22 protein-coding genes and 1 riboswitch are annotated in these 26,967 nt (G+C 48.6%); of the genes, 11 read left to right on the top strand and 11 right to left on the bottom strand.

Going from position 1 to position 26,967, the window contains the following annotated elements; genetic code table 11:
• Positions 1-30 precede the first annotated feature (30 nt).
• Genes RF007C_RS02575 through RF007C_RS02555 form a run of 5 tightly spaced genes read left to right on the top strand, consistent with a single transcriptional unit; the run spans position 31 to position 4,833 of the window.
• Positions 31-1,284, top strand: coding sequence for an XAC2610-related protein (locus RF007C_RS02575; RefSeq protein ID WP_037296959.1), 1,254 nt, complete (start codon positions 31-33; stop codon positions 1,282-1,284).
• A 19-nt stretch (positions 1,285-1,303) separates the two neighbouring features.
• The gene (locus RF007C_RS02570; protein ID WP_037296957.1) at positions 1,304-2,506 is read left to right on the top strand and encodes a hypothetical protein; all 1,203 of its coding nucleotides are present in this window, start codon (positions 1,304-1,306) and stop codon (positions 2,504-2,506) included.
• Positions 2,507-2,522: 16 nt separating this feature from the next.
• Entirely contained in the window at positions 2,523-3,290 is a 768-nt protein-coding gene (locus tag RF007C_RS02565) for a class I SAM-dependent DNA methyltransferase (RefSeq protein ID WP_037296955.1), read from the top strand.
• Between the two features lie 13 nt (positions 3,291-3,303).
• Entirely contained in the window at positions 3,304-4,176 is an 873-nt protein-coding gene (hslO, locus tag RF007C_RS02560) for an Hsp33 family molecular chaperone HslO (RefSeq protein ID WP_019679204.1), read from the top strand.
• A gap of 9 nt (positions 4,177-4,185) precedes the next feature.
• Positions 4,186-4,833: an HAD family hydrolase gene (locus RF007C_RS02555; RefSeq protein ID WP_037296954.1), complete on the top strand. Its 648-nt coding sequence runs from the start codon at positions 4,186-4,188 to the stop codon at positions 4,831-4,833.
• Between the two features lie 143 nt (positions 4,834-4,976).
• Here RF007C_RS02555 and RF007C_RS02550 read toward each other — a convergent pair whose 3' ends face one another.
• The 10 genes from RF007C_RS02550 to RF007C_RS02505 all read right to left on the bottom strand — a co-directional run bounded on the left by RF007C_RS02550 (position 4,977) and on the right by RF007C_RS02505 (position 16,070).
• Entirely contained in the window at positions 4,977-6,242 is a 1,266-nt protein-coding gene (locus RF007C_RS02550) for a dockerin type I repeat-containing protein (protein WP_037296951.1), read from the bottom strand.
• Between the two features lie 10 nt (positions 6,243-6,252).
• On the bottom strand, positions 6,253-6,594 hold the full coding sequence (locus RF007C_RS02545; RefSeq protein WP_019679208.1) for a phenylpyruvate tautomerase MIF-related protein: 342 nt from the start codon (positions 6,592-6,594) through the stop codon (positions 6,253-6,255).
• 232 nt (positions 6,595-6,826) lie between these two features.
• Positions 6,827-8,107, bottom strand: a complete 1,281-nt coding sequence (locus RF007C_RS02540) for an aminotransferase class I/II-fold pyridoxal phosphate-dependent enzyme (protein ID WP_019679209.1) — start codon at positions 8,105-8,107, stop codon at positions 6,827-6,829.
• A 234-nt stretch (positions 8,108-8,341) separates the two neighbouring features.
• Positions 8,342-9,589 (bottom strand): GTPase HflX, encoded by a 1,248-nt coding sequence (hflX, locus tag RF007C_RS02535; protein ID WP_037296949.1) that lies wholly within the window; start codon positions 9,587-9,589, stop codon positions 8,342-8,344.
• Positions 9,576-9,908: a GIY-YIG nuclease family protein gene (locus tag RF007C_RS02530; RefSeq protein ID WP_019679211.1), complete on the bottom strand. Its 333-nt coding sequence runs from the start codon at positions 9,906-9,908 to the stop codon at positions 9,576-9,578. The genes hflX and RF007C_RS02530 overlap by 14 nt, the downstream gene beginning before the upstream one ends.
• Positions 9,909-9,914: 6 nt before the next feature.
• Positions 9,915-12,311 carry a hypothetical protein gene (locus RF007C_RS02525; RefSeq protein WP_037296947.1) on the bottom strand — a complete coding sequence of 799 codons (2,397 nt, stop codon included), beginning with the start codon at positions 12,309-12,311 and terminating at the stop codon, positions 9,915-9,917.
• A 31-nt stretch (positions 12,312-12,342) separates the two neighbouring features.
• Positions 12,343-13,473 carry a tRNA guanosine(34) transglycosylase Tgt gene (tgt, locus tag RF007C_RS02520; protein WP_037296944.1) on the bottom strand — a complete coding sequence of 377 codons (1,131 nt, stop codon included), beginning with the start codon at positions 13,471-13,473 and terminating at the stop codon, positions 12,343-12,345.
• 37 nt (positions 13,474-13,510) lie between these two features.
• Positions 13,511-13,888 carry a hypothetical protein gene (locus RF007C_RS02515; protein ID WP_037296941.1) on the bottom strand — a complete coding sequence of 126 codons (378 nt, stop codon included), beginning with the start codon at positions 13,886-13,888 and terminating at the stop codon, positions 13,511-13,513.
• 31 nt (positions 13,889-13,919) lie between these two features.
• Positions 13,920-14,951, bottom strand: coding sequence for a tRNA preQ1(34) S-adenosylmethionine ribosyltransferase-isomerase QueA (gene queA / locus RF007C_RS02510; protein WP_037296938.1), 1,032 nt, complete (start codon positions 14,949-14,951; stop codon positions 13,920-13,922).
• Positions 14,952-15,008: 57 nt separating this feature from the next.
• Complete coding sequence (locus tag RF007C_RS02505) at positions 15,009-16,070, bottom strand: alpha/beta hydrolase (RefSeq protein ID WP_037296935.1); 1,062 nt, start codon at positions 16,068-16,070, stop codon at positions 15,009-15,011.
• A gap of 81 nt (positions 16,071-16,151) precedes the next feature.
• A riboswitch (Lysine riboswitch) is annotated at positions 16,152-16,323 on the top strand.
• Between the two features lie 110 nt (positions 16,324-16,433).
• Here RF007C_RS02505 and asd point away from each other — a divergent pair.
• From asd to RF007C_RS02480, 5 genes are all read left to right on the top strand, one after another.
• Positions 16,434-17,513 (top strand): aspartate-semialdehyde dehydrogenase, encoded by a 1,080-nt coding sequence (gene asd, locus RF007C_RS02500; RefSeq protein ID WP_019679217.1) that lies wholly within the window; start codon positions 16,434-16,436, stop codon positions 17,511-17,513.
• A 168-nt stretch (positions 17,514-17,681) separates the two neighbouring features.
• On the top strand, positions 17,682-18,572 hold the full coding sequence (gene dapA, locus RF007C_RS02495; RefSeq protein ID WP_037296933.1) for a 4-hydroxy-tetrahydrodipicolinate synthase: 891 nt from the start codon (positions 17,682-17,684) through the stop codon (positions 18,570-18,572).
• Between the two features lie 34 nt (positions 18,573-18,606).
• Positions 18,607-19,356 carry a 4-hydroxy-tetrahydrodipicolinate reductase gene (gene dapB, locus RF007C_RS02490; RefSeq protein ID WP_037296931.1) on the top strand — a complete coding sequence of 250 codons (750 nt, stop codon included), beginning with the start codon at positions 18,607-18,609 and terminating at the stop codon, positions 19,354-19,356.
• A gap of 59 nt (positions 19,357-19,415) precedes the next feature.
• On the top strand, positions 19,416-19,979 hold the full coding sequence (locus RF007C_RS02485) for a GNAT family N-acetyltransferase (protein ID WP_037296929.1): 564 nt from the start codon (positions 19,416-19,418) through the stop codon (positions 19,977-19,979).
• 4 nt (positions 19,980-19,983) lie between these two features.
• Positions 19,984-20,385, top strand: coding sequence for a PaaI family thioesterase (locus tag RF007C_RS02480; RefSeq protein ID WP_037296927.1), 402 nt, complete (start codon positions 19,984-19,986; stop codon positions 20,383-20,385).
• Between the two features lie 70 nt (positions 20,386-20,455).
• On the opposite strand, the gene RF007C_RS02475 is transcribed toward RF007C_RS02480, so the two are convergent.
• Positions 20,456-22,366 (bottom strand): diguanylate cyclase, encoded by a 1,911-nt coding sequence (locus tag RF007C_RS02475; protein ID WP_037296925.1) that lies wholly within the window; start codon positions 22,364-22,366, stop codon positions 20,456-20,458.
• Positions 22,367-22,946: 580 nt separating this feature from the next.
• On the opposite strand from RF007C_RS02475, the gene RF007C_RS16235 reads away from it, so the two are divergent.
• Positions 22,947-26,861 carry an endo-1,4-beta-xylanase gene (locus RF007C_RS16235; protein WP_051456483.1) on the top strand — a complete coding sequence of 1,305 codons (3,915 nt, stop codon included), beginning with the start codon at positions 22,947-22,949 and terminating at the stop codon, positions 26,859-26,861.
• Positions 26,862-26,967: the final 106 nt, after the last annotated feature.

The raw sequence follows: 26,967 nt of genomic DNA, 5'->3' as shown, positions 1-26,967 counted from the left end.
TTGTCACAGCAGGGAAGGAAAAGACGCAATATGAATATTAAGCATTTCATCATACCAATTATCAGCGCTGCACTGCTCTCAGGCTGCTCGGAAGGCGCAAAGATCTCAGTATCCTCCGCTGCGGAGACAACTGCCGCCGGGGAGACTGCAACTGAGACGGATACCGCAAAACCCATAGTCACTATAGCTTCACCGAAGCGGAAAAAGGACGAGACAGTTCACTTTACTGCAGGAGTTCGGGGCAGCAGAGTCACGGTGCTCTGCGGAGGAAGTGCCGTCAGCGTGATCGAGGCTGATGTACAGCTGTCGGGGGCAGAGGACGTTGTTATCAGGGATTTCAACTTTGACAGCTATGACGACCTGTTTATATATGATGATGTATTTACGGGAGCTTACTGGCTCTGCGTGCCCGATACCATGGAGTTCACACGGTCTGACGCAATGGCCCTTGCAGACGGAAAGGCAGTGCTAATGGATACGGACAGCTCGTCCCGAACTCTCACCATGAAGCGGAATGTCGGTTACGGCAGCTGTGAGACTGTATACAGGTGGCAGGACGATGTGCTTGTGCCTGTGAGCCGCATTGATGAATACACAAAAGGCTACGGCGACGACGCGGAAAGGCTGGCGGACGTCTGCGAGTTCGACGAAAAAGGCCGCAGGATCATTACCGAGAGAAGGCATATCAATCCCAGAACAGGTGCCTGCTTCAGGACAGAGACCGATGTGCTGTACCTCTGCACCACTGACAGCTCCGTGGACTATATGAAGGGACGGGAGCTTATACAGTCCATTGATGTGACGGGGCTGCCACAGCTCTATGACAGGATAAAGCAGAACGGAAAAGTCAGATATCTTCCGTATAGCAACACAAACTACAGTGACGGTGCCGAGATTCTCCTGATCGAAGAAGACTATGACTTTGACGGCTGTAATGACCTGCGGATACAGACGGATTCTGTGCTTGCAGGGGGCAGTGATGAATACGTCTATTACCGCTATGACGACGAAAAAGACAGGTATACGGAGTGGCAGGAGCTCAATGCCTTTGGCTGTCAGATCAGCGCTAATCCTGAGACACAGACTATCCAGTATTATGATAGGTATTCACTTGACGAGGACCACAACTGCTATATCTTTATATGGGATAAGGGCAAGCTTCGTCTGAAAGAGCGGGAATTTTATCACGGTGTCGGCAATGACTGCGATATATACGAATATGACGAGGACGGAAACGAGCATTATGTTCTTACAGGTCAATACATAAAGGATGATTTCAGATAAACATAAGAAAGAGTTTGCTATGAGATCGGAAAAGGTATTATTATTGCTTGCGGGCGGACTGATGCTTGCAGGCTGCGAGGAAAAGGCGCATAACGATGAAAAGGATATTTCAGGGACTGCTGCGGAAAGTACGACTGCTGTTACTGCTGCTACTAATACTGAGGTCGCTTCGACAACTGTTACTGAGCCTGCAGCTAAAAATGCTGAGCCCGTTAAGTTTGACTATGAGATTAAAGACGGCGGTGTGAAGCTGTATAACAGTGAATACGGCGAGTTCAGGATAGATGTTGATATACCGCTGAATATAACAGTTGATGACTATAATTTTGACGGATACGATGATGTCTATTGCTGTTATGAAGGGTGCTGGCTTTTTGACCGCGAAAAATTGAAATTTGTCAAGTCGGATAAGTTTCCGAAGCCCAGCGGTAATTTCCTGAAACTTGAGATAGCTGATAAAAATGAAAAGACCCTCAGGTGTGAAGAGCTTGGAGTAGAAAAGGAAACAACGGTATATCAGTGGCAGAGAGACGAACTCGTTCCCGTAAGTATGGAGCAGGAGAGACGTTCAGACCACACCAGGTGCAGTTATATCTTTGACAGCGACGGTAAAATGATAATGACAAAACGCGAGACCCTGGACTCGGCAATGAATGAGATCATAAGTACAGAGGAAAAACCTGATTATTTCAGATATACCGATAATTCTATCGAGCATATGTCCGGAAGCGATATCGTTCAAATAATCGATATTGATTTGACTCCCGAAGAGGTACGGAGCGGATCCAAGAGATACTATGATAAAACGGACTATAACTTTGACGGACACAGTGACCTCAAATGTGAAATAATGTGTAAGGAATACATACGACATCTGTACTTCATTTATGATCCTTACAGCGGTATGTATATCAGGAACGATTTACTTTGTAATCTGGACGCTAATGAGATCTATGTACAGGATAAAGGAGAATTTGCAGGAACACTGACCTGTAGGAAAAGCGGCAGTAATGATAGAAAAATATACCGTGTTAAATGGGAAGACGGCAGATTCAAGCTTTTCAGAAAAGAATTAACATTCAAATTTGTACGTGAAGACGGTTCGCTATGTTGTGCTGATGAGGTCTATGAGTACGATGATGAGGGAAATGAAGTGCTTATCCAGCACGAAGAAAGAGATACGACGTCGGAAACTTTCGGAGAATGGTGGCTAAGGGATTGAGAAAGGAATATGAAATATGAGCGGATACAGTGCGTTTGCGCGTTACTATGACGAGCTTACGGCAAATATAGATTACAGGAAGCGCGGAGAGTACTTTCATAGTATAATACAGCGCTTCAAGAACACAAAGGAGAATATCCTCCTTGATCTTGCCTGCGGTACGGGAAGTATATCCGAGGTAATGGCAGTCCTGGGCTACGATGTTATCGGAGTTGACAATTCCGACGAGATGCTTGGAATAGCTCTGGACAAGAAGTTCGACAGCGGGCTTAATATACAGTATCTCTGTCAGGATATGCGAAAGCTGGATATGTTCGGCACCGTGGATATAACCATCTGTGCCCTTGACAGTATCAACCACCTTGCAGGACTTGATGACGTCAGGAAGGTCTTTGAAAATGTGGCCTTCTTTTCCGAACAGGACGGGCTTTTCATCTTCGATGTGAATACTCCCTACAAGCACCGTGAGATACTGGCGGACAATACCTTCACCTATGAGACCGACAATGTGTACTGCGTATGGGAGAATACTTTCGATGCCGATACTCTTGAGGTGAAAATGCAGCTGGAGTTCTTCGAGCGGGAGGAAAACGGCCTTTATTCACGGAGCTCCGACAGCTTTTCGGAAAAGGCATACAGCGAGAATGATATAGAGAGGCTTCTCAGTGAGTGCGGATTTGAGGTGCTGGGCAAATACGGAGACGATACTTTCGCTCCCCCAGAGGAACATTCTCAGCGCATAGTCTATGCCGCAAGATGTATCAGAAGCGGTCAGAAATATTGAAAGGATAAGTAATATGGGAAATTTATACAGAGCCATATCAGCGGACGGTTCCGTATTCGCTGAGGTCCTTGACGCAAAGGACATAGTTTCGGAGATAGAACGCATACATAAGACATCGGCTGTAGTTACGGCAGGTCTTGGCAGACTTACCATAGCTGCTTCACTTATGGGCTATATGCTCAAGGGGGAGGATGACAGCGTTACACTCAGAGTTGACGGCGGCGGTCCTGCGGGACAGCTGGTCGCTGTGGCAGACAGCCGCGGAAACGTCAAGAGCTGCGTGAACAATCCCGTTGTGGAGATACCTCTCAACGCTCAGGGCAAGCTGGATGTAGGCGGAGCTGTGGGCAGTGACGGTACTTTGTCCGTTGTAAAGGATATGGGACTGAAGGAGCCTTATGTGGGCGTTATACCGCTTGTTTCGGGAGAGATAGCCGAGGATATCGCAAGCTATTATGCTACCAGCGAGCAGATACCTACGGTATGCAGTCTGGGAGTCCTTGTAAATCCCGATCTTTCCGTAAAGTCCGCAGGCGGCTTCCTTGTGCAGCTCCTTCCTTTTGCGGACGAGAAGTGCATTGACGTCATAGAAAAGAATATTGCGGGGATACGTCCCGTGTCCGCTATGCTGGACGAGGGTATAACTCCCGAGGAGATAGCAGGTATGCTTCTGGATGGCCTTGAGCCCAATGTTCTGGATACGGCTGAGCCCGTATACAAATGCGATTGCAGCCGCGAGCGCACCGAAAGGGTTCTTATCAGTATCGGCAAGGACGAGCTGAAGGCAATTGCCGACGAGGGCAGGGATACGGCTGTCAGCTGCCATTTCTGCGGCAAGGAATATGTATTTACGCCCGATGAGATCAGAAAGCTCATGGGTGAATGAGGTGGAAAAATGAAAACGGCTGTTTTTGATCTTGACGGAACTATTGCCGATACCATATATGACCTCGGTGATGCTGTGAATTATGGTCTGGAAAAGCTGGGCTGTCCTGTTCACGACTATGAGACTTACAAGAAAATGGTGGGGAACGGCGCAAAAACGCTCTGCGACAGAGCGCTGCCGGAGGATAAAAAGGATAAGGAGCAGAAGCTCCGGGGGCTGTTCAGAGAGTATTACGGCAGCCATTACCTTGATAAAACGAAGCTTTATGACGGTATAAAGGAGACTATGGAGAAGCTCCGCGATAACGGAGTTGTTCTTGCAGTCGCCACTAATAAGCCGGAGGACGTGGCCAGGGAGATAATATGGGAGCTCCTTCCAGATATTGATTTCGTAAAGGTGCTGGGCGGAGTGGATTACCGGCCAGTAAAGCCGGACAGCGCCGTGCTTGTTGAGATATTTGCGGCTCTTCCCGACGTTGAGAACCATGTGTATATGATAGGCGACAGCAATGTTGATGTTCAGACTGCGAAAAACGCAGGTATAGATTGTATCGGCTGCGTATGGGGCTTCCGCGGAAGGCAGGAGCTTGAATCCGAAGGTGCCGAGTTCATTGCGGAAAAGCCTTCGGATATAGCGGATATTATTTTAGCCAAGTGAGGTAATAACTGATTTCCGAGCTATGTATGCTCCATCGGCAATTGAAGTTCGGAAGCTTTGCATTTTTGCTTATAAAAAAATTTGCCCCGAAGCAATATGACTTGCTTCGGGGCATAGTTTTTATTTTTCAGCGGGATATCTCATTAAGTATCAAGGCTTTCTACCTTGTGTATGAGGTATTCCTGTATGCGCAGTGCGTCGTTGGATGTGAGCCCCTTTGTGGAGCGGTCAACATCGCCGTTTATCCTGCCGGAGAACGTCAGATGATGCGGATCACTGCCGTTTTCACCGTATTTGTCCGGATTTGCCAGAGCCTGCATTATGAGTATCGCGTCTGCAAGATCAACCTTGCCGTCACAGTTTGCGTCGCCGTAGAGTATATTCCCCTCGGTATTTGTTACGGTAGTTGAGGTAACGGTCGCAGCAGATGTTGAGGTAGTTGTTGTGGTGGTTGTCGTTGTAGTAGTTGTTGTTGAGGTGGTAGTGGTGGTCTTATCCTCTATGGGAGCCATACTCGGTTCGGTATCGCCCCACCAGTCCCAGCGGTCGGCGGTACGGTATTTATTGATCTTATCGCCGTTTGCCGAAGTCCAGGTGAATACGTTGTCGTAGAGATGTCCTTCATAGTAATAGAACTGCGCCATGGTGCATATCTCATCGGCATAGGAGGTATAGGCGCCCTCGTCAGCCATATCGCACCAGCCTGTGTTGAAGCCCTTGAGGCTGTTCCTTACGACCTGATAGCCGTGCATTTTATGCTGATTGATACATATTTCCGCAAAGTGGAGTATCTTTCTGATACCCATATGGTTTGATATGATACAGTCATAGAAGTTCTGCTCGGTAAAGGAATACTGGAACATCTCGGGGACGTTGTCTTCGGGCATGAATGATGGATCACAGTCCGCAAAAGCCGTAACGGCAGTCTGAAGGGTACCATAGGCATGAGCTGAGTTTACGCCCCAGCCATCCTGATATGCGGTCTCGTGATCCGAGCCGATCTTTCCTTCTCCGAGAGTGGATTCTCTTGAACCGAGTCCAAGGAAGAGAGCATACATCTTCTCACGGTCGGGCTGTCCGAGACGTGTCGAGATAAGGTCCCAGTGCTCGTCGATCTCCTTGTAGAGAGCGTATTTTACTTCCTGAACGGTCATTTTGTGATTGATAGCACGTATCTCTGCCGCAGAAGCATTGGCGGGAGTATTCCTTTCGCCAAAATTCAGCGGATTGCCCACGCCCTCATTCTGTATATCGCGTGAGGTATCGTGCAGGGGCTCGCAGGTCTCACCTGCATAGCACCATTCGTCGGCAGTAGCGCGGAGGCCGCTGTCGCCCAGACTTGTGACAGTTGCAGTGGAAGTGCACAGAACTGCTGCTGTCAGAAAGCCGAATAATTTTGTCAGTTTCATAGGTATCACCTCAGAAATTCGATCCGTTCCAGCCCCAGTCGTTGGTACCTGTGTACTTTACGTACACTCTGTCGGACGGTATTCCGATATTGTCCGTGAGTATTCCTGTGATATGGCTGGTGAGAGTTGTAAGTGCATTGGAAGAAGCACTTCCGAATATGGACACCTCCACCATTGCGGCAGGAGCATCCTCGCCCTTGAACCAGAGGTCGTACTCAGGTTCGATGCCTACCATGAGCCAGCCCTCGGATTTGCCGGGGATAGCAGTGATCGCGCGTCCGAGAGCGGACTTGATACTTGTTTTCTGTTCCGCTGATACGGAAACATTGGTCTTGACGTTGATGAATGGCATAATAATTCCTCCTCTTTTTTTAATAAATCAAAATTAATTTGTAGGGGCTGCCTTTGGCGGCCCGCGCCTTGCATTGCAGCCAACATGACACATTTTGCAGGGGGCGATGCCTGCATCGCCGCGCAAATATAATTTTTGTATCACGGGCGGATAATATCCGCCCATACAAACGTAAATTATGATTTATATAAGTCCTTCTGAAAATAATATGGGCGCAGCGAATACATTAATTCTAAATTTTAAGCAGTCCTTCTGAAAGCATTTCCTGTGCCGCGAGCATTACGCCCAGCTTGCCGCTTGTGTAGGTTATGCCGCCCTGCATCCATACAGCGTATGGCTCGCGGAGCGGAGCGTCTGCGGAGAGCTCGATTGAAGCGCCGTTGGTAAAGGCTCCTGCCGCCATGATGACCTGACTTGAATAGCCAGGCATATCCCAGGGCTCGGGAGTTACAAAGGAGTCCACGGGAGCTCCCTTCTGTATACCGCGGCAGAATGCACAGAGGTGCTTTTCGTCACCAAGCTTGACGGCGGTGATAATGTCGCCGCGGGGAGAGTTCTTGTCGGGAGAACACTCAAAGCCCAGCATAGTGAACAGCTCACTGGCAAAGGTGCAGGTCTTGACTGCATTTGCCACAACATCGGGTGCAAAGAAAAGTCCCAGCAGCATCTCGCGGTTCATGCCGAGAGTGCAGCCTACCTCTTTTCCCATGCCCACGCAGGTGAGACGATAGGAGCAGAGCTCCACAAGGTCGGCTCTGCCTGCGATATATCCGCCTGTACGGGCGATGCCGCCGCCTGCGTTCTTTATGAGGGAGCCGATGATGACGTCAGCGCCTGCGGCTGTGGGCTCACGGTCCTCGATGAACTCACCGTAGCAGTTGTCCACCATGACGATAATGTCGGGATTTCCCTTTCTGGCAGCCCTTACCATGCTCTCAATGTCGGCTATGGTGAAGGCTCCGCGGAGTGAATAACCTCGGGAGCGCTGTATATATGCGACCTTTGCGCCCCTGACAGCCTCGGTTATCTCTTCAAGTCTGGGAGTACCGTCGCTGTTCAGGTCTACCTGTCCGTATTCCACGCCGTAGTCCATGAGGGAACCGTTTCCTTTGCTGCCGCTGAGTCCGATGACCTCCTCGAGGGTGTCGTAGGGCTTGCCTGTGATCGAAACTATCTTGTCTCCTGTGCGGAGAACTCCGAAAAGTGCTACTGAAAGGGCGTGTGTGCCAGACACGAAGTTGAAGCGAACCAGTGCGTCTTCAGCGCCGAGAGCCTGAGCAAAGACCTTGTCGATGACCTCACGGCCCATATCTCCGTAGCCGTAGCCTGTTGAGCCGTAGAAGCAGGGCTCGCTGACCTTGTTGTCGGAGAATGCTTTCAGCACCTTGGCTCCGCAGTATTCGGCGTTGGAATCTATTTTTGCGAAGGCTTCGGCGCAGTTCTTTTCCGCCTGAGCTGCCAGCTCTGCAAGTCTGCTGTCGAAGCCATATAATTCGTTTATCCTGCTGTTCATTATTTGTCCTTTCTAAATCATAATTTATCTGTAGGGGCTGCCTTTGGCGGCCCGCGCCTTGCATTTCAGCCAACATGACACATTTTGCAGGTAGCGATGCCTGATCGCCGCGCAAATATAATTTTTGTATCACGGGCGGATAATATCCGCCCATACAAACGTAAATTATGATTTATCTTACTTAGATTATATCCTTTTTCGGTTATGATGTCAACGTATTTCCGCTAAAAAGCCTCAGACCCTGTAGCTTTCCGCTTCCTTGATGAGCTTTACGTCCACAAGGGCGTCGATAAGAGTGCCGTTTTCGGCGTATTCCTCGGAGAATATCTTGCCGTCCTGTCTGATCCTGCCGAGAAATGCTCCCTTATCGTAGGGGATAAGGAGCTTCATGCGCTTGGCGGTCTCCGGCAGATTCCTCATGATACATTCCAGAAGCTTATCGAAGCCCGTGTGCTCCTTTGCACTTATCATGACCGTGCTTTCGTCCTCGAATACCGTATCCGTGAAGGGGGCGGCGTCTGCTTTGTTCATAACGAATATCTGTGGTATACCCTCACAGCCCAGCTCGCTGAGCAGACTTGCCGTTACCTCTGCCTGTTCCCTGATCTCGGGGGAGGACAGATCCTGAACATTGAGGATTATATCCGCTGCCGCCGCTTCCTCCAGGGTGGATTTGAAGGCTTCTACCAGATTATGGGGCAGCCTTCTGATAAGGCCTACCGTGTCTATGAGCATGACGCTCCTGCCGTCGGGAAGTTCTATGGAACGCGAGGTTATATCCAGTGTGGCGAACAGCTTGTTCTCCGCAAGCACTCCCGCGTCTGTAAGGGCGTTGAGCAGAGTGGACTTGCCCACATTTGTATATCCCACAATAGCCGCACAGAGGATGCCGTCCTTTTTGCGGCGTGAGCGTGAGAAATTACGGTGCTTTTTCAGCTCTTCCAATTCTGCTTCAAGGTAGCTTATACGTTTGCGGATATGGCGTTTGTCGGTTTCGAGCTTTGTCTCTCCGGGACCTCTTGTGCCGATACCGCCGCCCAGTCTCGAAAGTGCCGTTCCCATACCCGTAAGGCGGGGGAGACGGTATTTCTGCTGTGCAAGCTCTACCTGAAGCTTACCTTCCTTAGTCCTTGCGCGCTGTGCGAATATGTCAAGTATCAGCGTAGTCCTGTCGATAACGCGGACGTCCAGTATCTGCTCGATATTGCGCACCTGAATTCCTGTGAGCTCATGGTCGAATATGACCAGCTCTGCTTCAATGGCTTCCAGCTGTTCTTTCAGCTCCTCCAGTCTGCCTGTGCCCATGCAGGTCGCGGGATCGTAGGAGGGGCGCTTCTGTATGACAGTGCCCACGACCTCAGCCTGAGCGGTGGATGCCAGCTCTTCGAGCTCCTTTATGGAGACCTCGGCGTCGAATTCGCCGGTGTCCACACAGGCAAGCACTGCTTTTACGGGACGTTCTTCGGTTTTATTCTCGTACATATCTGCTCCTTTGTATGTCCTCACGGCGGTACAGTCCGGCTTCATCCGAACCGAAAAGCTCCGCAAATAAACTGTTATCGGTTATAAGGCGGAGCTTTTTAGGCTTTGTGAGCTGTTTTATTCGATATTCAAGTCTGGAAGCGAGGCTGCGGTCAGGGCAGCTCCAGAGTGCTTCCAGTGAGAGTGCCCTGTGGGAACGGGTGAATTTTGCACATTTGTCCGTCCTGCCGAAATGCTCGTCCATACGTCTTTCCACATCCGTGGTTATGCCTGTATACAGCAGGTCACCCTCGCATTTTATAATATATATGTAATACATCGCTTATCAGGTCCAGAATGCGAACAGACGCTGTACCTCATATGCCATTTCAGGGAAATCGGGAGCATAGTCGTCATATCTGAACATCTGGTTGAATTCCTGAGTTCCCGCAACTACCAGTGCCCACATGAGTGAGAACCACATGAAGCCGTTCAGGAATTTTTTCTTGGTGGGATCGGTTATCCTTCCGTAAAGGAAGAAGATTATGGCAAAGGCGCCCAGCAGTGACTGCCATGCAAAGTCGGTCATATAGCGTGCTGCATAGCCGCTCTCCCATACCGAGGCGACAATGCCGAAGGGTATGAGCAGACATGGGATGCCTATGTATATTGCGGTCGATATCCTGTTTGCCCTGCCGCGTACAGCCTCCAGTGCCTTGACCGAGAAGAGATAGGCGAACATGGGGAGAGCAAGGAAGAATACACCTGATGTATTGTATGTGCAGCCGGTGTCGGCATAGAAGAAGCCGCCGCTGTTGAGGAACTGGAAATCGGTCCTTATGCCGGGATAGCCGGGAACGAAAACAGGCGGATTGAAGAAGTAGTTGTATATAGCCACCCATGAAAGACGAGGGTGAAACTGAGTTCTTGTAAAGTCGTTGATGGTGAGGGAATACTGTATGCCGAATTCAAAGGGCGAACCGAAACGGTCATAGTTGTACCACATCTGTACAAGTCCTATACATACCATTGGCAGGAGCGCGCAGACAAGGTAACGTATGCCGGAAGCGTTGAAGAGCTTATTTTCTTTTTTCTTTGCAGGAGCTTTTCCGTCTGCTGCGGCTCTGGGAAGAGCCATAAGCAGGAAGAGTCCCGCGGCAATACAGTAAAGCACAAGGGTAGGACGGCACAGTACCGAGAAAGCAAAGAGCGTTGAAGCTATGGCTGTTCTCGGAAGAGAAGGCTTGTCCTTGCCGATTATACCTGCCGAGATCAGGAAATAAGCTGCCCACGGCAGTACCGCAAAGCCGGCCGAAAGGGCTATCTCGTAGAACAGCGGTCTTCCTATGCTGAACCATATGCCGCTGACTGTCTGAATAATGATAAGTCCGATTATTGTAAAGCCTGCGGTGGTCTTGGGAAAGAGCTTCCTGATAAAGGCCATATACAGCTTGGTAAGTCCGATTATTCCTATAAGGGCAAACAGGAGTATTGCCATGGAATCGGGAAAATAGTACCCCGTGAGCTTATGATAGGGCAGGAAGAGCAGAACTACCGGACCTATGCCGTAGTAGCTGTAATACTTCTTGCCGAAGTATACGTGATCCCAGCTGTAAGGTATGCCCTCGCTGTCGAGATAGCTTGTTACATAGGGATCTGAAAGTGCATTGAGCTCCTTTGATGGCTCCTCCAGAAGATGAGTGCTGCCGTGCTCAAAGGCGTCTACCAGCTCCTGAGTCATCTGGTTGCCCGAGGAGCATTTCATTATGTCAAGAATGGAGTAGTTGTCAAGCTTTACGAAGGTGACCAGCACTGCTGCAAGACAGGCTATGTCGGTTATGAATATTGCCGCTGTACGGCAGAGGTTCTTGCTCTTTGAGTAGCTCTTCTGCATGGTCTTGCTGTACATCATAAGGTGCCAGAAGCAAACAGCCAGAACTATCAGGGCTATCCTTATCCATGATATGCTCATGGATATCTGCTTGTTGAAGCTTATCCCCTTTATGTAAACGGTGCCTCCGTAAAGAGGGAAGATATTCACCTTCATGCTGCTGATATTGCCCGAAAGGTGGAGCTGTGTGTAATGCGAATGGGGCTTGTTCCTTACAATGTTGTTTGATGCAATGCCGTATCTGTAAGTATCGGGAGTTGTCTCGTCACTGGCGTCTATGGAGACTCTTGCGGCCTTGGTGCCCTTTTCAAAGTCTATATCCACGTATACGTCAGCTACTTCTTCGCCGATATTGTCGAAGGTGAATACAGTGGAGTGATCTCCCTGAAGGAGTATATCGTTATTTCCGTGGCGCAGGGTCACGCTGCTGCTTTTTGCACATTCCTCCGCAGAGAAGCTCATCTCGCCGTAGCTTCCGAACCATAGGCGGTATGTGGGGATATTGAACAAGGTGACCTCGAGTATCACTGCTGCGAGGAGAGCCTTTACTGCTGCTGCGGCTGTATTGTATCTGCGCTTCTTGTTGAGCGTACATATAAGCATGGAGATGCCTGCCGTTGCGCCCAGAAGCAGAAAGGCGCCTTTGTACTCGGTTATCTTGATTATGCCGATGGCTTCTGCGGCTGCGATGAATATGAGCAGAACAGCTGTGCATCTTGCAAGTCCGCGCAGCTTAGCGAGTTTATCGTCAGCTTTTTCCTTGACTTTGAGGTCGCTTTTTATCTCATGCAGAAAAACTGCGGTCACAGCGACAGAGACCGCAAACATTAAAAGAAACAGGAACGTATTCATATTAACTCCGTTTTTTCGGCTATGGCCGTATTTATATCCTTGTAGCGAGAAGCTGGGAATATTTTCCGCGGAACTGCTCGAAGCGGTCTTTGTCAATGGCTTCTCTGATCTTTTCGGTCAGTGTATTGTAGAAATACAGGTTGTGCTGTACTGCCAGCCTGCCTGCCAGCTGTTCGTTGGCTTTGAAAAGGTGGCGTATATAGGCTCGTGAGAAATTGCGGCAGGTAGGGCAGTCGCACTGTTCGTCCACGGGGCGGGGATCGGTCTCATAGCACTTATTGTTAAGGTGCATGATGCCGCTCCAGGTGAATACCGTGGCATGGCGGGCGTTTCGGCTGGGCATTACGCAGTCGAACATATCAACGCCTCTTGCGACGGCTTCGATGATATTTGATGGAGTTCCCACTCCCATGAGGTAACGGGGCTTGTGTACGGGCATATACGGCTCCACAACGTCGATTATGCGGTACATCTCCTCGGTGGCTTCGCCTACGGCAAGTCCTCCTATGGCGTAGCCGTCAAGATCCAGAGCGGCTATGTCCTCCATGTGCTTTATGCGCAGATCGTCAAAGGTAGAGCCCTGATTTATGCCGAAAAGCAACTGATGCCTGTTTATGGTATCGGGAAGGCTGTTGAGACGCTCCATTTCCTCCTTGCAGCGTATGAGCCAGCGTGTGGTGCGCTCTATGGAGGCTGCCACGTACTTGTAAGGGGAGGGATTTTCGATACATTCATCGAATGCCATTGCAATGGTCGAACCCAGATTCGACTGTATCTGCATACTCTCCTCCGGTCCCATGAATATGCGGTGACCGTCTATATGAGAAGCAAAGTATACTCCTTCTTCCTTTATTTTCCTGAGCTGAGCCAGTGAAAAGACCTGAAATCCGCCGCTGTCGGTAAGTATTGGCTTATCCCAGTTCATGAACTTATGAAGGCCGCCCATCTGCTTTACCACATGGTCTCCCGGGCGAAGGTGAAGATGATAGGTATTGCATAGCTCTACCTGCGTCTTTAGTTCCCTGAGATCCACGGAAGAGATACCGCCTTTGATAGCGGCAGCGGTGCCGACGTTCATGAAGCATGGCGTCTGGAAGGTGCCGTGGACAGTCTCAAAGCTGCCGCGTCTGGCTTTATTGTCGGTTTTAAGAAGTGTAAACATAGCTTCTCCTTTATTGTTTTTTGGGATACCTGACCTGTCAGTCAAGGTCAAACTGCCTGCCCCGATCTGGATTTCTGTCCTCACGGCGTCCGTAAAAGCCGATGAGCTTTTCATTATGCTTCCTTATGGCAAGGATATACATATCTACATTATGTTTGCTGTCATGGAGTGCATAGACTTTATTGTTCTTTTTGTCCTCCTTGAACCATTCAACGCTCATAACCACCTTACTCATCATTTCCTCGTCCATAAGGCTTTCCAGGAGCTTTCCCTCAAGAGGTGAAACGGTTGAGTAGTAGGTGTTGGCAGCAGGATTTGCATAAACTATCCTGTAATCAAGATTGCAGATGACGATCGGTCCCTCCTCCGAATCGACGATCCCCTTAAAAAAATCAAAATATTCGGTATCTGACATTTTTATCTCCTTTTCCGATAGAATATTGCTTTCAAAGAATACACATACTGTCTCCGAAGCTGAAGAAACGGTAGCGTTCCTGCACAGCGGTCTTATAGGCATTCATGGTGTTTTCGTAGCCCATAAATGCGGAAACGAGCATAATAAGCGTACTCTCGGGAAGATGGAAATTGGTTATGAGTCCGTCAATGCATTTGAACTCATAGGACGGGTATATGAATATATCCGTATAGCCGTCGTGCTCCGAGATCTCGTTGTAAAAGGTAGCAACGCTTTCAAGGGTGCGGCAGGTGGTAGTGCCCACGGCAATGACTCTTCCGCCGTTTTTTCTGGTCTCGTTGATGAGATCGGCGGTCTCCTGAGGGAGAAAATAGTGTTCGCTGTGCATTTTATGATCGAGTACGTTGTCCTCCTTGACGGGACGGAAGGTTCCCAGTCCCACATGGAGTGTCACAAAGGCGGTCTTTATGCCACATGATCGCAGATCGTCCAGCATCTCGGGAGTGAAATGCAGTCCTGCTGTGGGAGCTGCTGCCGAGCCCAGCTCTCTGGAATAGACTGTCTGATAGCGTTCGCGGTTCTCCAGCTTTTCCTTTATGTAAGGCGGCAGAGGCATCTGTCCGACGTCCTCCAGAGCGGTGAAGAAATTCCCCTCGCACTGAAATTGAACTATCCTGTTGCCGTCGTCCTTTACCTCGACGACCTCGGCTGTGAGCCTGCCTCCGCCGAAGGAAAACCTTGTGCCCACCTTGGCTTTTTTTCCGGGGCGGCATATGATCTCCCACAGCTTGTCCCCCTTCTGCTCAAGCAGCAGGAACTCGATAAAGGTGCCGTTGCCTATTTTTTCGCCGTAGAGTCTTGCGGGGATAACTCTTGAATCGTTCATTACCAGCAGGTCACCTTCTTTGAGGTGATCGCATAGATTATAGAAGTGATCGTGAGTTACAGCTCCCGTCCTGCGGTCAACGCACATCATGCGCGAGGCATTCCGGGGCTCTATGGGAGTCTGAGCGATCAGCTCTTCGGGCAGATCGTAGTAAAAATCGGATTTGAGAAGTTCCATTAAGTATTTGTCTCCTTTGGGGCAGCTACTGTAGGGATAACTGCCGTCTGAGTGGTATCATGACCGCGTATCCGACGCGATCTCGTGGATAATATCCGAGAATTCTCCTGATCTTGTCTCAAGGAGTCCGTGAGTGGAGCCCTTCATGATGTAGAGCTTCTTATAGGGAGCTTCTACGGTTTCAAAGTATTCCTCGGCAAGGATATGATTGGTCTGATAGTCCTTGTCGCCGTTGATGTTGTAGAAGGGGACCTCATAGTGATTCCTGCCTGTAAGGGAGAAGCGGGCGAACTCGTCGGAGTTTATAAAGTTGAGATACGGTGTGAAATCATAGGTGAGCATCTTTGCAAAGTCGCCTATGGAGTAGTAGGGATTGAATATGACAGCCGCACCGATGCTGTAATCGGCGCCGTCTGCCAGCATATCGTAGCCGTAGCGCTTCATAAGGGCATTTCTCGCCTGAGCGTATTCCATAGTGAATTCATCGCCCTGAAGCTTTCCGAGGAGAGCAAGGCCTTCCTTGTCACCCTCTGTCCATTTTGCGGCTTCTTTTTTGAAGGCTTCCTCGTTTTTTCGGAAGTCGATGAGCTGTCCCGTGCCTATGTATGCGTCGTAGTACTCGGGGTGAGCCATGACCAGATTGCAGCCGTAAATAGAGCCCCAGGAATGTCCGAGAATGGTGAGCTTTTCCTTGTTGAGATGCTGAAGTATCAGCTTCGTGACCTCTTCGCCGTCCTTCATCAGAATATCATAGGTGAGGGGATCGTCACACTGATCCTTTGAAAAGCTCTTGCCGCAATTACGCTGATCCCAGGTGACTACGGTATATACGTCCGACCATTTTCTGGTAAAGGCGTAGTCGAAGAAACTTGTGGCCTCTCCCGGGCCGCCGTGAAGATAGAGCAGCACGGGATTGTCAGTATTCTGTCCGTAGATGCTTATCCACTGCTGCGTTCCGTTTATATCTGCATAGAATGTTTCGTTGATGCCGCCGTCGGGAGTTTTGCTGTTTATCCTTTTTCCTATGAAGCGGACGATCAGGAAGATGACAAGGATGCCGAGAAGGACGATGCCTGCCCATTTCAGGATCTTCAGCAATAAACGGAATAATCTTTTCATTTAGTCCTCCTTAAATAATGTATAATGCTTATAAAAATGAAAAAATGTATTGACAACGGAAAATTAAAGTGCTATTATAATAAACAAGGTAGAGGCGCGGCTGCGAAAAGTACCTGTACACGGGATTACCTGTCCGATGGTGTACAGCGAAAGGCAATGCCGCCGAAGGGCTGTTTCCGGTAAATTCAGCTCTGGCTGCATATTCAATAGGTATGCAGTTGTCATCATGGTTTGATGGAGAGCTATCGGCATATTTCGTTATTAATATGTCAACATTTCTATTATAACGCATGATGAGCCGGTTTGCAACCGGTTTTTATTATTTTATGCAAATTATGCAAATTTTTTTAAGGAGAGGTCGATATGAAACAGTATAATGTTGGTATTATAGGTGCAACGGGTATGGTAGGCCAGAGATTTGCTACACTGCTCGAAAATCATCCGTGGTTCAATGTGAAGGTGCTCGCAGCTTCACCGAGGAGCGCAGGCCAGACATATGAGCAGGCAGCAGGCAGCCGCTGGAAGATGGCAGTCCCCATGCCGGCAGCTATGAAGGATATGGTCCTCATGGACGCAACTTCGGATATAGAGAAGATCGCAGGCATGGTAGATTTCTGCTTCTGTGCCGTTGATATGAAAAAGGACGAGATAAAGGCTCTCGAAGAGGCTTATGCCAAGGCTGAGTGCCCTATCGTTTCAAATAACTCCGCACACAGATTTACTCCCGATGTTCCTATGGTAGTGCCCGAGATCAACCCCGAGCACATTGAGATCATCAAGGCTCAGAGAGAGCGCCTCGGAACAAAGAGGGGATTCATCGCTGTTAAGTCAAACTGCTCTATCCAGAGCTACGTTCCCGCACTCCACCCCCTGAGAAAGTTCGGTCTCAAGAACGTTCTGGCTTGTACTTATCAGGCTATTTCGGGCGCAGGCAAGAACTTCGAGACATGGCCCGAGATGCTTGATAACCTTATCCCTTACATCGGCGGCGAGGAGGAGAAGTCCGAGCAGGAGCCCCTGAAGGTATGGGGCGAGATCAAGGGCAATGAGATCGTAAAGGCTGCAGCTCCCAATATCACTACACAGTGTCTCCGTGTTCCCGTATCCGACGGACATACGGCTGCTGTATTCGTAAGCTTCGAGAACAAGCCCTCCAAGGAGGAGATCCTCAAGCTGTGGGCTGATTTCAAGGGCGTTCCCCAGGAGCTTGAGCTCCCCAGCGCTCCCAAGCAGTTCATTCACTACTTTGAGGAGAATGACCGTCCTCAGGCTAAGCTCGACAGAAACCTTGAAGGCGGTATGGCAGTATCCACAGGACGTCTCCGTGAGGATACACAGTACGATTATAAGTTCGTATGCCTTTCACACAATACACTGAGAGGTGCAGCAGGCGGCGGTGTTCTCCTTGCAGAGCTCCTTGCAGCAAAGGGCTACTTTGATTAAGCGGTGAGCAGTTCAATGGGCTGTCGCGGACGCCAGCCCTTACATTAAATATCCTGCATGGGTCTATCGCAGGGTAGGGCGCTCTCGCCTTCATGCGGTACAACAACAGTTAGTACGGGCGGATAATATCCGCCTCTACACCTTGAATTTAATGAAAGGAAAATAGCTATGAAGAATACAATTTTCACCGGTGCGGCTATTGCTATCATAACTCCTATGAATGCCGACGGTTCTATAAACTACGACGAGCTGGGACGCCTTATCGACGACCAGATCGAAAAGGGCACTGACGCTATCGTTATCTGCGGTACCACAGGCGAGTCAGCTACAATGACGGACGACGAGCACCGCGACTGCATCAAGTTCGCTGTAAAGCATACCGCAGGCAGAGTTCCTGTTATCGCAGGTGCAGGCAGCAACGATACACGCTATGCGGTAGAGCTCTCCAAGGAGGCTGAGGCAGCAGGCGCAGACGCTCTGCTCCATGTTACTCCCTATTACAACAAGACTACACAGAATGGTCTTATAGCTCATTTCACTGCTATTGCAGACGCTGTGAATATCCCCATAATCCTTTACAATGTTCCCAGCAGAACAGGCTGCGGCTTTGACGTTGCTACAGTAAAGGAGCTGGCTAAGCACAGGAATATTGCTGCTATCAAGGAAGCAAGCGGAAATATCAGCTATGTTGCAAAGCTCGTATCAGCCTGCGGAGATGATATAGATGTGTACAGCGGCAATGACGATATGGTAGTTCCTATCATGTCTCTGGGCGGAAAGGGCGTTATCTCGGTAGCTTCCCATATTATCCCCAAGGAGATGCACGATATGGTTCAGCTCTGTCTGGACAATAACTTTGCAGAGGCTATGAAGCTTCAGATCAGATATCTTGAGCTTATAAACGACCTGTTCATCGAGGTGAACCCCATTCCCGTAAAGGAAGCTATGAATATGCTGGGCTGGAAGGCCGGCAAGTGCCGTCTGCCTCTCTGCGATCTTACACCCGAGCACAGAGAAAAGCTCAGAGCTTCCATGAATAATCTCGGTCTTATCAAGTGATAAGGGATCCTGATAAAAACAAAGGAGAGTTAAAATGACAAATATCGTTATTTGCGGTGCTAACGGCAAAATGGGACATAACATCTACAATTGCGCAGATGAGCGCGATGACTGCAGGGTTATCGCAGGTATTGACCTTTACACCAAGCAGTATGCGGATTTTCCAATATTTGAGACTCCTGCGCAGCTTCCCGAAAAGCCCGATGTTATCATAGATTTCTCTAATCCTGCTTCTCTGGACGGACTTCTTGATTACTGCCTGTCTACGGGAACTCCCCTTGTTATCGGCGCAACGGGCTATACTGACGAGCAGATCGCAAAGATCAGGTCGGCTGCACAGCAGATCCCCGTATTTTTCACATTCAATATGTCACTGGGAATCAATCTGCTGGTAGAGCTTGCCAAGAAGGCAGCCTCGGTACTGGGAGACAGCTTCGATATAGAGATAGTTGAAAAGCATCACAACCAGAAGATAGACGCTCCCAGCGGAACGGCCATTATGCTTGCAAACGCTGTAAATGAGACTCTTGACAATTCAAAGCACTACGTCTATGACCGCCATTCACGCCGTCAGAAGCGCGAAAAGTCCGAGATAGGAATGCACGCTATCCGCGGAGGCACTATCGTAGGAGAGCACGATGTTATATTTGCAGGCCATGATGAGGTTATAACCCTTTCACATTCCGCAGCTTCAAAGGCAGTATTTGCCGCAGGAGCTGTAAATGCAGCGGTTTTCCTCAAGGATCAGCCCGCAGGACTTTATGATATGTCAAAACTGGTATAAAACATAATTTCCCCTGATATAGCTTCTATGTCAGGGGATATCTTTTAGGAGAGATGACAATGCTTACACATATCGGAACACAGACAATAGAGACGGAAAGACTTATACTCAGGCGCTTCGAGTATTCGGACTGTGAAGCGGTATTCAGGAACTGGGCAAGCGACGAAAAGGTGCAGATCATGTACTCTGAGCCCGTATACCGTACAGAAGAGGAAGTAAATGGCCTTCTTGACAAGTACATCGGGAACTATGAACGCGAGGACTATTACCGCTGGGCAGTCATCGACAGGGAGAGCGGCGAGTGTATCGGCCAGATAGCATATTTCCTCGTTGACAGCAAGAACCATTTTGCGGAGATAGAATACTGTATAGGTGTGGAGTTCCAGTGCAGGGGCTATGCGACGGAAGCCACAAAGGCGGTGATAGCCTTCGGATTTGAGAAAATGAACCTGCATAAAGTACAGATATGTACAAAGACTATAAATGCGCCTTCAAAAAGAGTTATCGAGAAGTGCGGCTTCACATTCGAGGGCACTCTAAGGGACTATTTCTTCATGGACGGCAGCTATGTGGGAAGGCATTATTTCTCCATACTGAGAGATGAATACGAAGACAGGAGGTAATACAATGACTGATAATGAAACACTTGAAAAGGTACGCGGATACTTCCGCGGAGACCGATTTGCCACAGAGGCAGGCGCGGTAATAGACGAGATAGGCGATCATTATTCCAAATGCAGCCTTGTTCTCAACGAGCATCACATGAATGCCGTGGGCGGTGTCATGGGCGGAGTATACTTTACTCTTGCTGATTTTGCTTTTGCGGTCGCTTCCAACTGGCAGAACGGGGGAGTAGTCGGCCTGAACTGCGACGCCTCCTTTATCGGAGTTCCGAAGACAGAACGCATAATTGCAGAGGCAAGGCTGATAAAGGACGGCAGGACTATCTGCTGCTATAATGTGGATATAAGAGATGAGCTGGGAAACCCTGTTGCCGCAGTACAGTGCATGGGCTTCCGAAAGGCATAAAAAATTAACAGCCCCGAAGCGTTTTGCCTCGGGGCTGATTTTCTGTATTGACGCCGTAATACGGCTTTTTTTATATCTTTTCGGATTTTCTTGCAGCCTTTTTTGCTTTTTTGATCTCATACATCTTGTCGTCAGCCATTTTGATGATGCTGTAAAGAGTATCGTTCTCATTGGCCAGCGTGAGGATGCTGCCGATACTTGCAGATATAACATAGGGCTTTGTGATGAGATTATTTATATTCTCAAGCTCAAGATTGAATCTGTGTTCAAGAGACGTTACGTCATTGTCTGTGGCATTCACTGAGAATATCACGAACTCGTCACCGCCGAAACGTGCACATATACTGCCTTTTCCGCAGCAGCTGCTGATAATGTTCGCAAGGCGCTGTATTGCGAAATCGCCTTCGTTATGGCCGTAATTGTCGTTTATGAACTTCAGGCCGTCCATATCTATGAAGCTGAGCATTATCTGCTGTTTTTTTGCTACGCACTCCCTGAACATATCGTCAGCAAGGTTTATGAAGCCGTTGCGGTTGTATATATTGCAAAGGGGATCTATAACGTAGAGACGGTTGAGCTCGTCCATTGCCTTGTTGAGGTGGAAAAGCTTTCGGATATTCTCTATGGAGTTGCTGAGCACCATAGTCAGGGTATGACAGAGGAGACTGTATATAGGGAAATCTCCGTTGGTTATTATGTAATAGCCAAGACAGCGGTCTCCGAAATGGAGCGGCAGGAAATAGTTCACGCAGCTTCTCTCCTCGAAGCCCTCGGGGAACATATTGCTGCTGGGGTAGTAGCCCACGCTCCTGCGCTGGCCGTTGTCCCAGATGAGGGGGGCGGTCATATATCCCGAATAGCCGTTGTGGGAGGTTGTAAGCGAGCCTGTATTGAAAGCGTCCTGCCAGTCCTCGGTCAGACAGAACTGGAATTTCTCACATTCCAGCTCTGAGATAAGAGCGTTGATGACGTCGAAGAACTCTGAAGCCGTTTCGGTCTCGGCAAGGCCTGCTGTAAGTCGGTTTACCATAAGGATATTGTTGTTGGTGGCCTCTATTTTTCGGTACGTTGTCTTCTTGTAGGAAATAAGATCGTCGGTTTCGGCGTTCTTGCAGCCGCAGCTCTCCGTAAAGACCGCAGTTGCTTCAAGAACCGTGGAGCGCGGCTGCTCCCTGCCCTCGATTACATTGAAGAGCACGTTCATGGCTGTATATCCCGCACTGTAAAGCGGACGCTTTACCGATGTTATGGCGGGACTGCAATTTCTCGCGTTGAAAGTGTAATCAAAGCCCGTGACCATTACGTCATCGGGTATCTTGTAGCCGAGCTTCTCCAGTGAGGAAATGGCTGTAAGAGCCATACTGTCATTTGCACATATAAAGGCGTCTGGCAGCGGCAACTTTGAGTTCACAAAGTCATCTATTGCCAGCTTGCCGTCATAGCTTTTGAAATCGCCGTAATAGATGCGCTTTTCCTCTGTGGTGAGCCCGTTTTCCTCCATAGCGCTGAGAAAAGCGTCATATCTGGCCTTTCCCTCGGGATTGGCGAGAGGACCAGAGATATAGTTGATGACCTTTGCGCCGTGGTGGCGGATGATATGATTAACCAGATCCTTCATTACGCTGAAATTATCTATCCTGATGTCGTAAAACTCAGGGTATTCATGGCTCTCGAACACGATCACAGGTATGCCCGAGCTGCGGACCTTACTGAATATATTCTCGCGTATCTCGGCTGAACCGAAGGTGTTTGTCATGAGGAGAGCGCCGTCAAAGCGCGAATAGTCAACGAGATTATAGATGCTTCTTTCCCCTATGTCAAAGGTCTTGCTTCCCACCATTCCGACGAATGCGGCAAAATAAGAGACATTGATATTATGCTCCTCGGCAAACTTGTTCATGCCGAGAATTATATTATACTGATACTCTTCGTCAAGGCCTGAAACGACTACTACAATGTTTTTTATCTTTTTGGAATCCATGCTATCCCCTCTTTTAATGGATTAATATGCTTAATTTTATTATACCATATATGTGAAAAAAATAAAGGCTTTATTGAATTTTTGGAGAAATTCACATTAAAAGACAATTTCTTTTGTGCAGAACAACGAAACAGGCTGGACATCTTTATGTACAAAGAAAAAAGTGGTAGGACAAAACGGTGGTTATCACAGCTGGAATCGATGACTTATTGTGCTTATCAAAAGTAGCTTGCGACACCAAAAAACTGTATAAACAAACGCAGAATGTACAGCCTGTTTAGCATAATAATATAAGAGCACATAACATATTGCGCTTGGAATGTTGCGATTAAACACTGCTGCCTTGTGAATTGTATAAAAAAACGCATCAAAAGTAAGCTAATATGTACAAAAAGAGCAAAAAATGAGCAAGCCCAAAAATTGTTAGCAAAATTTGACTTGAATAGTTCACAGAAATGTAATAAAATGAAGTCAGAAGCTGAAGAAAAGGAGGGACACAAAGGCAGAGTTGTGCTTTTGCGCTTTTCTTTGGTTGTACGCTAATTCAAAATCACGATAATGAAAGTGAGGAATGATTAAAATGAAAAAGGGCATCTTCAAGAAGCTCGTCAGCGTATCTGCAACAGCTACGATGATCGCTGCAAGCCTCCCTTGTATTCCTTCTGCTTATGCTGCCGATCAGCAGCAGAGAGGAAACATCGGCGGTTACGACTATGAGATGTGGAATCAGAACTATACCGGTACAGTTTCCATGAATCCCGGCGCAGGTTCATTTACCTGTTCCTGGAGCGGTATAGAGAACTTCCTGGCTCGTATGGGAAAGAACTACGACAGCCAGAAGATCAACTACAAGGCACTTAACGGCATCACTCTTACCTATGACGTTGAGTACACACCTAGGGGAAATTCTTATATGTGCGTTTACGGATGGACAAGAAATCCCCTTATGGAGTACTACATCGTTGAAGGCTGGGGCGATTGGGAGCCACCCGGAGGCGGTGACAATTACGGTAACGTAACTCTTAACGGAAACGGCTATAAGATCCGTAAGTCAATGCGTTACAATCAGCCCTCTCTTGATGGTAATGCAACATTCCCTCAGTACTGGAGTGTTCGCCAGACCAGCGGTTCAAGAAATAATACCACAAACTACATGAAGGGCACTATCGACGTAAGCGGCCACTTTGACGCATGGTCAAAGGCAGGCCTCGATATGTCAGGTACTCTTTATGAGGTTTCACTCAATATCGAAGGCTACCGTTCAAACGGTTCAGCTAATGTTAAGAGCATCACTGTTACCACCGGCAAGGGTGGCGGCGGAGAGGTTACTCCTTCAACACCTTCAGTTGAGCCCGATAAGAACGGCAACTACTTCCAGAGCACTTTCGAAAGCGGCGAAGACAGCTGGACAGGCAGAGGAAGTGCTTCAGTTTCCGCTACTTCGGATGTCAGCTATGACGGAAGCAAGGCTCTCGCTGTAACTGGCAGAGAGAAAGAATGGAACGGCGCAGCTATCACTCTTGATTCAGCAGCATTCGTTCCCGGACAGACCTACAGCTTCAGCGTAGGCGTTCTCCAGAAGTCAGGCAAGACCGTTCCCATGCAGCTTTCACTGCAGCAGGGCGACGGCAACAGCGCTTCTTATACAGCTATCGCAAAGGAAGACGTTAAGAGCGGCGTTTGGACAAAGCTCGAGAATACTTCCTTCAAGATCCCCAGCAACAGCGGTGATATGATACTCTATGTTGAGACTCCCGAGGATTCCGGCGAGCTCACAGATTTCTATATTGACGTTGCTCAGGGTTCAAAGTCAGGTACAAAGTCACCCGTCGTTGAGGGACAGGGCAAGGTTGGTTCTACATCTTCAACTGTAGATCCCGGTACATCCACAACCGATCCCGGTACAACAGTTGCTACTCCGACTACTTCTACAGGCCACGCTAACCTCGATTACACATATGTAAAGGGCGGCTCGGGCTTCAAGGATCATGCAGGTCCTCACTTCAGACTCGGTACCTCTGTAAGCCAGGGCGAGATAAAGACTCAGCAGGGTCAGGATTTCATCCTCAAGAATTATAACTCTATTACCTGTGAGAATGAAATGAAGCCCCAGGATATAGTTGCAGGCGTAAGCGGCGACAACATCAGCATCAAACTTGATACTGCAGATGCAGCTCTCAAGTTCGCTGAGAAGAACGGTCTCGGCGTTCGTGGCCATACCTTCGTATGGTACAGCCAGACTCCTAACAGCATCTTCCAGGAGAACGGCAGAGATGTTTCAAAGGACAGAATGAACAAGCGTCTCGAGAGCATGATAAAGAATACATTCTCGCTGATCAAGCAGAAGTATCCGAATCTTAAGCTCCATTCATATGACGTATGTAACGAGCTCTTCATTCAGGACGGCGGTAAGATGAGACCCGGTTCTGAGTCAGGCTGGACAAGAGTTTACGGTCAGGACAATCCTGAGTTCGTAATCAATGCGTTCAAGTATGCAAGAACTTACGCTCCTTCAGATTGTAAGCTCTACCTCAATGACTTCAACGAGTACATTGAGCCCAAGACTACAGACCTCTACAATATGGCTAAGAAGGTAATGGCAGAGGGCGACTATATCGACGGAATCGGTATGCAGTCACACCTTGCTGATGATTATCCTTCTGCAAGCACATATGAGGCAGCTCTCAAGAAGTTCGAGAGCCTCGGACTTGATGTTCAGGTAACAGAGCTTGATATCACTAACAAGACTGGTCATAACGACAAGGCTTATAAGGATATCTTCCAGATACTTGCTAACCACTCCAAGAATATCTCTTGCGTAACCCTCTGGGGTACAACAGATGAGAGAAGCTGGAGAGCAAATCAGAACGGTGGTTCACCGCTTCCTTTCAGCAGCTACCAGCCAAAGTCATTCTATAATGACCTTCTCAAGATACTGGACGATACAGCTCCTGTAACAACTACAACTACTACTACAACCACAACAACTACAACAACTACAACTACAAAGCCTATCGATCCTAAGGAAGAGCTTGAGAAGAAGGTTTCCAAGTGGGGCGACGCTAACTGCGACGGTACAGTTGACCTTGCAGATGCTATCTTCATCATGCAGGCACTTGCTAATCCCAATAAGTACAAGCTCAGCGAAACAGGAAGAGCTAACGCAGACGTTTGCGAAGCAGGCGGCGGCGTAACAAATGACGATGCTGTTACTATCCAGAGAAAGCTTCTCGGATTAGTAAGCACTCTCCCTGAGAGCTATTCCAGCAGTCTTACAGTAAAGACTACTACAACAAATGCTCCTATAACAACCACAACTACAACTGTTGCTACACCCAGTGCCAAGGGCTCGATAAATGATAACTTCAATTCAGGCGCAGGCAAGTGGGAAGGCAGAGGCAGTGCTTCAGCTACACCTACAAGCGATGCTTACTATGGTACATCAGGTAAGTCACTTGAGGTTTCAGGCAGACAGTATGAGTGGAACGGTGCAGCTATAAGCCTCGGTTCCGACTTCAAGGCTGGCGAGACATACAGCATCAGTGCTGCAGTTGGCCAGAATTCAGGCAAGACAGCTACATTCCAGATCTCACTCCAGCAGGGCGAAGGCGATGACGCAGTTTATACTTCAATCGCTAAGGCTGACTGCAAGAGCGGTGAGTGGACAAAGCTTGAGAATACTTCATTCACAATCCCCAGCAATTCCGGCGATATGGTTCTCTATGTTGAGACTATCCAGGATTCAGGTGACCTTATGGACTTCTACCTTGACGATGTACTCGTTGCTGCAGAGGGCACAAAGTCTTCAGTAGTTACAGGCGGCACAGGTACTCTCCCCGAGAAGAAGACTCCTGTTCTTACAGGTAAGAAGCTCTGCGCTATCTCATTTGATGACGGTGCATCAGCTACAAACAGAAGTGATCCTGCTTACAGAATCATCGATGCTCTTATCAAGAACAATATGACAGCTACATTCTTCATCGTAAGTGACTGGATCAAGACAACTGATCAGATCAAGTACGAGTATCAGAATGGCATGGAAGTTGCTAACCACACTAAGTCACATCCCGAGGGCGGTCTCAGCACGCTGAGCTCTAACGATATCAGATATCAGTGGGAGCAGTGCAACAGCAAGCTCAAGAGCATCATCGGCACTGAGCCTTCACACCTCATGAGACTTCCTTACCTCGATGGCGGCGGAGCAGTTAAGTCAGCTCTGTATGACGTTCCGCTTATCGACTGCGGTCTTGATACAAGAGACTGGGCAGGCGCTTCATCCAGCGAGATCGTTAACACTATCAAGCAGGCTGCACAGAACGGTTCACTTGACGGTTGTATCGTACTCTGCCACGAGAACTATGCTGCAACAGCACAGGCTATGGAAGAAGTTCTTCCTTGGCTCGCACAGAATGGTTACCAGAACGTAAGCATTTCTGAGATGTTTGCTGCAAAGGGTAAGACTCTCCAGGGCGGCGTAATCTACAAGCGCTGCTGATAAAGCCTTAAAGCTTATCAATGATTTAAATGTGCCGATCATTTCGGTGGTCGGCACCCTAATTAAGATTTCTCCAAATTTTAATATCCCCTGAAAGGCAGTCGGT

Origin of the sequence: Ruminococcus flavefaciens 007c, from assembly GCF_000571935.1 — a bacterium.
Lineage (GTDB): Bacteria > Bacillota > Clostridia > Oscillospirales > Ruminococcaceae > Ruminococcus > Ruminococcus flavefaciens_F.
This window is presented reverse-complemented; position numbering and strand designations above follow the sequence as displayed.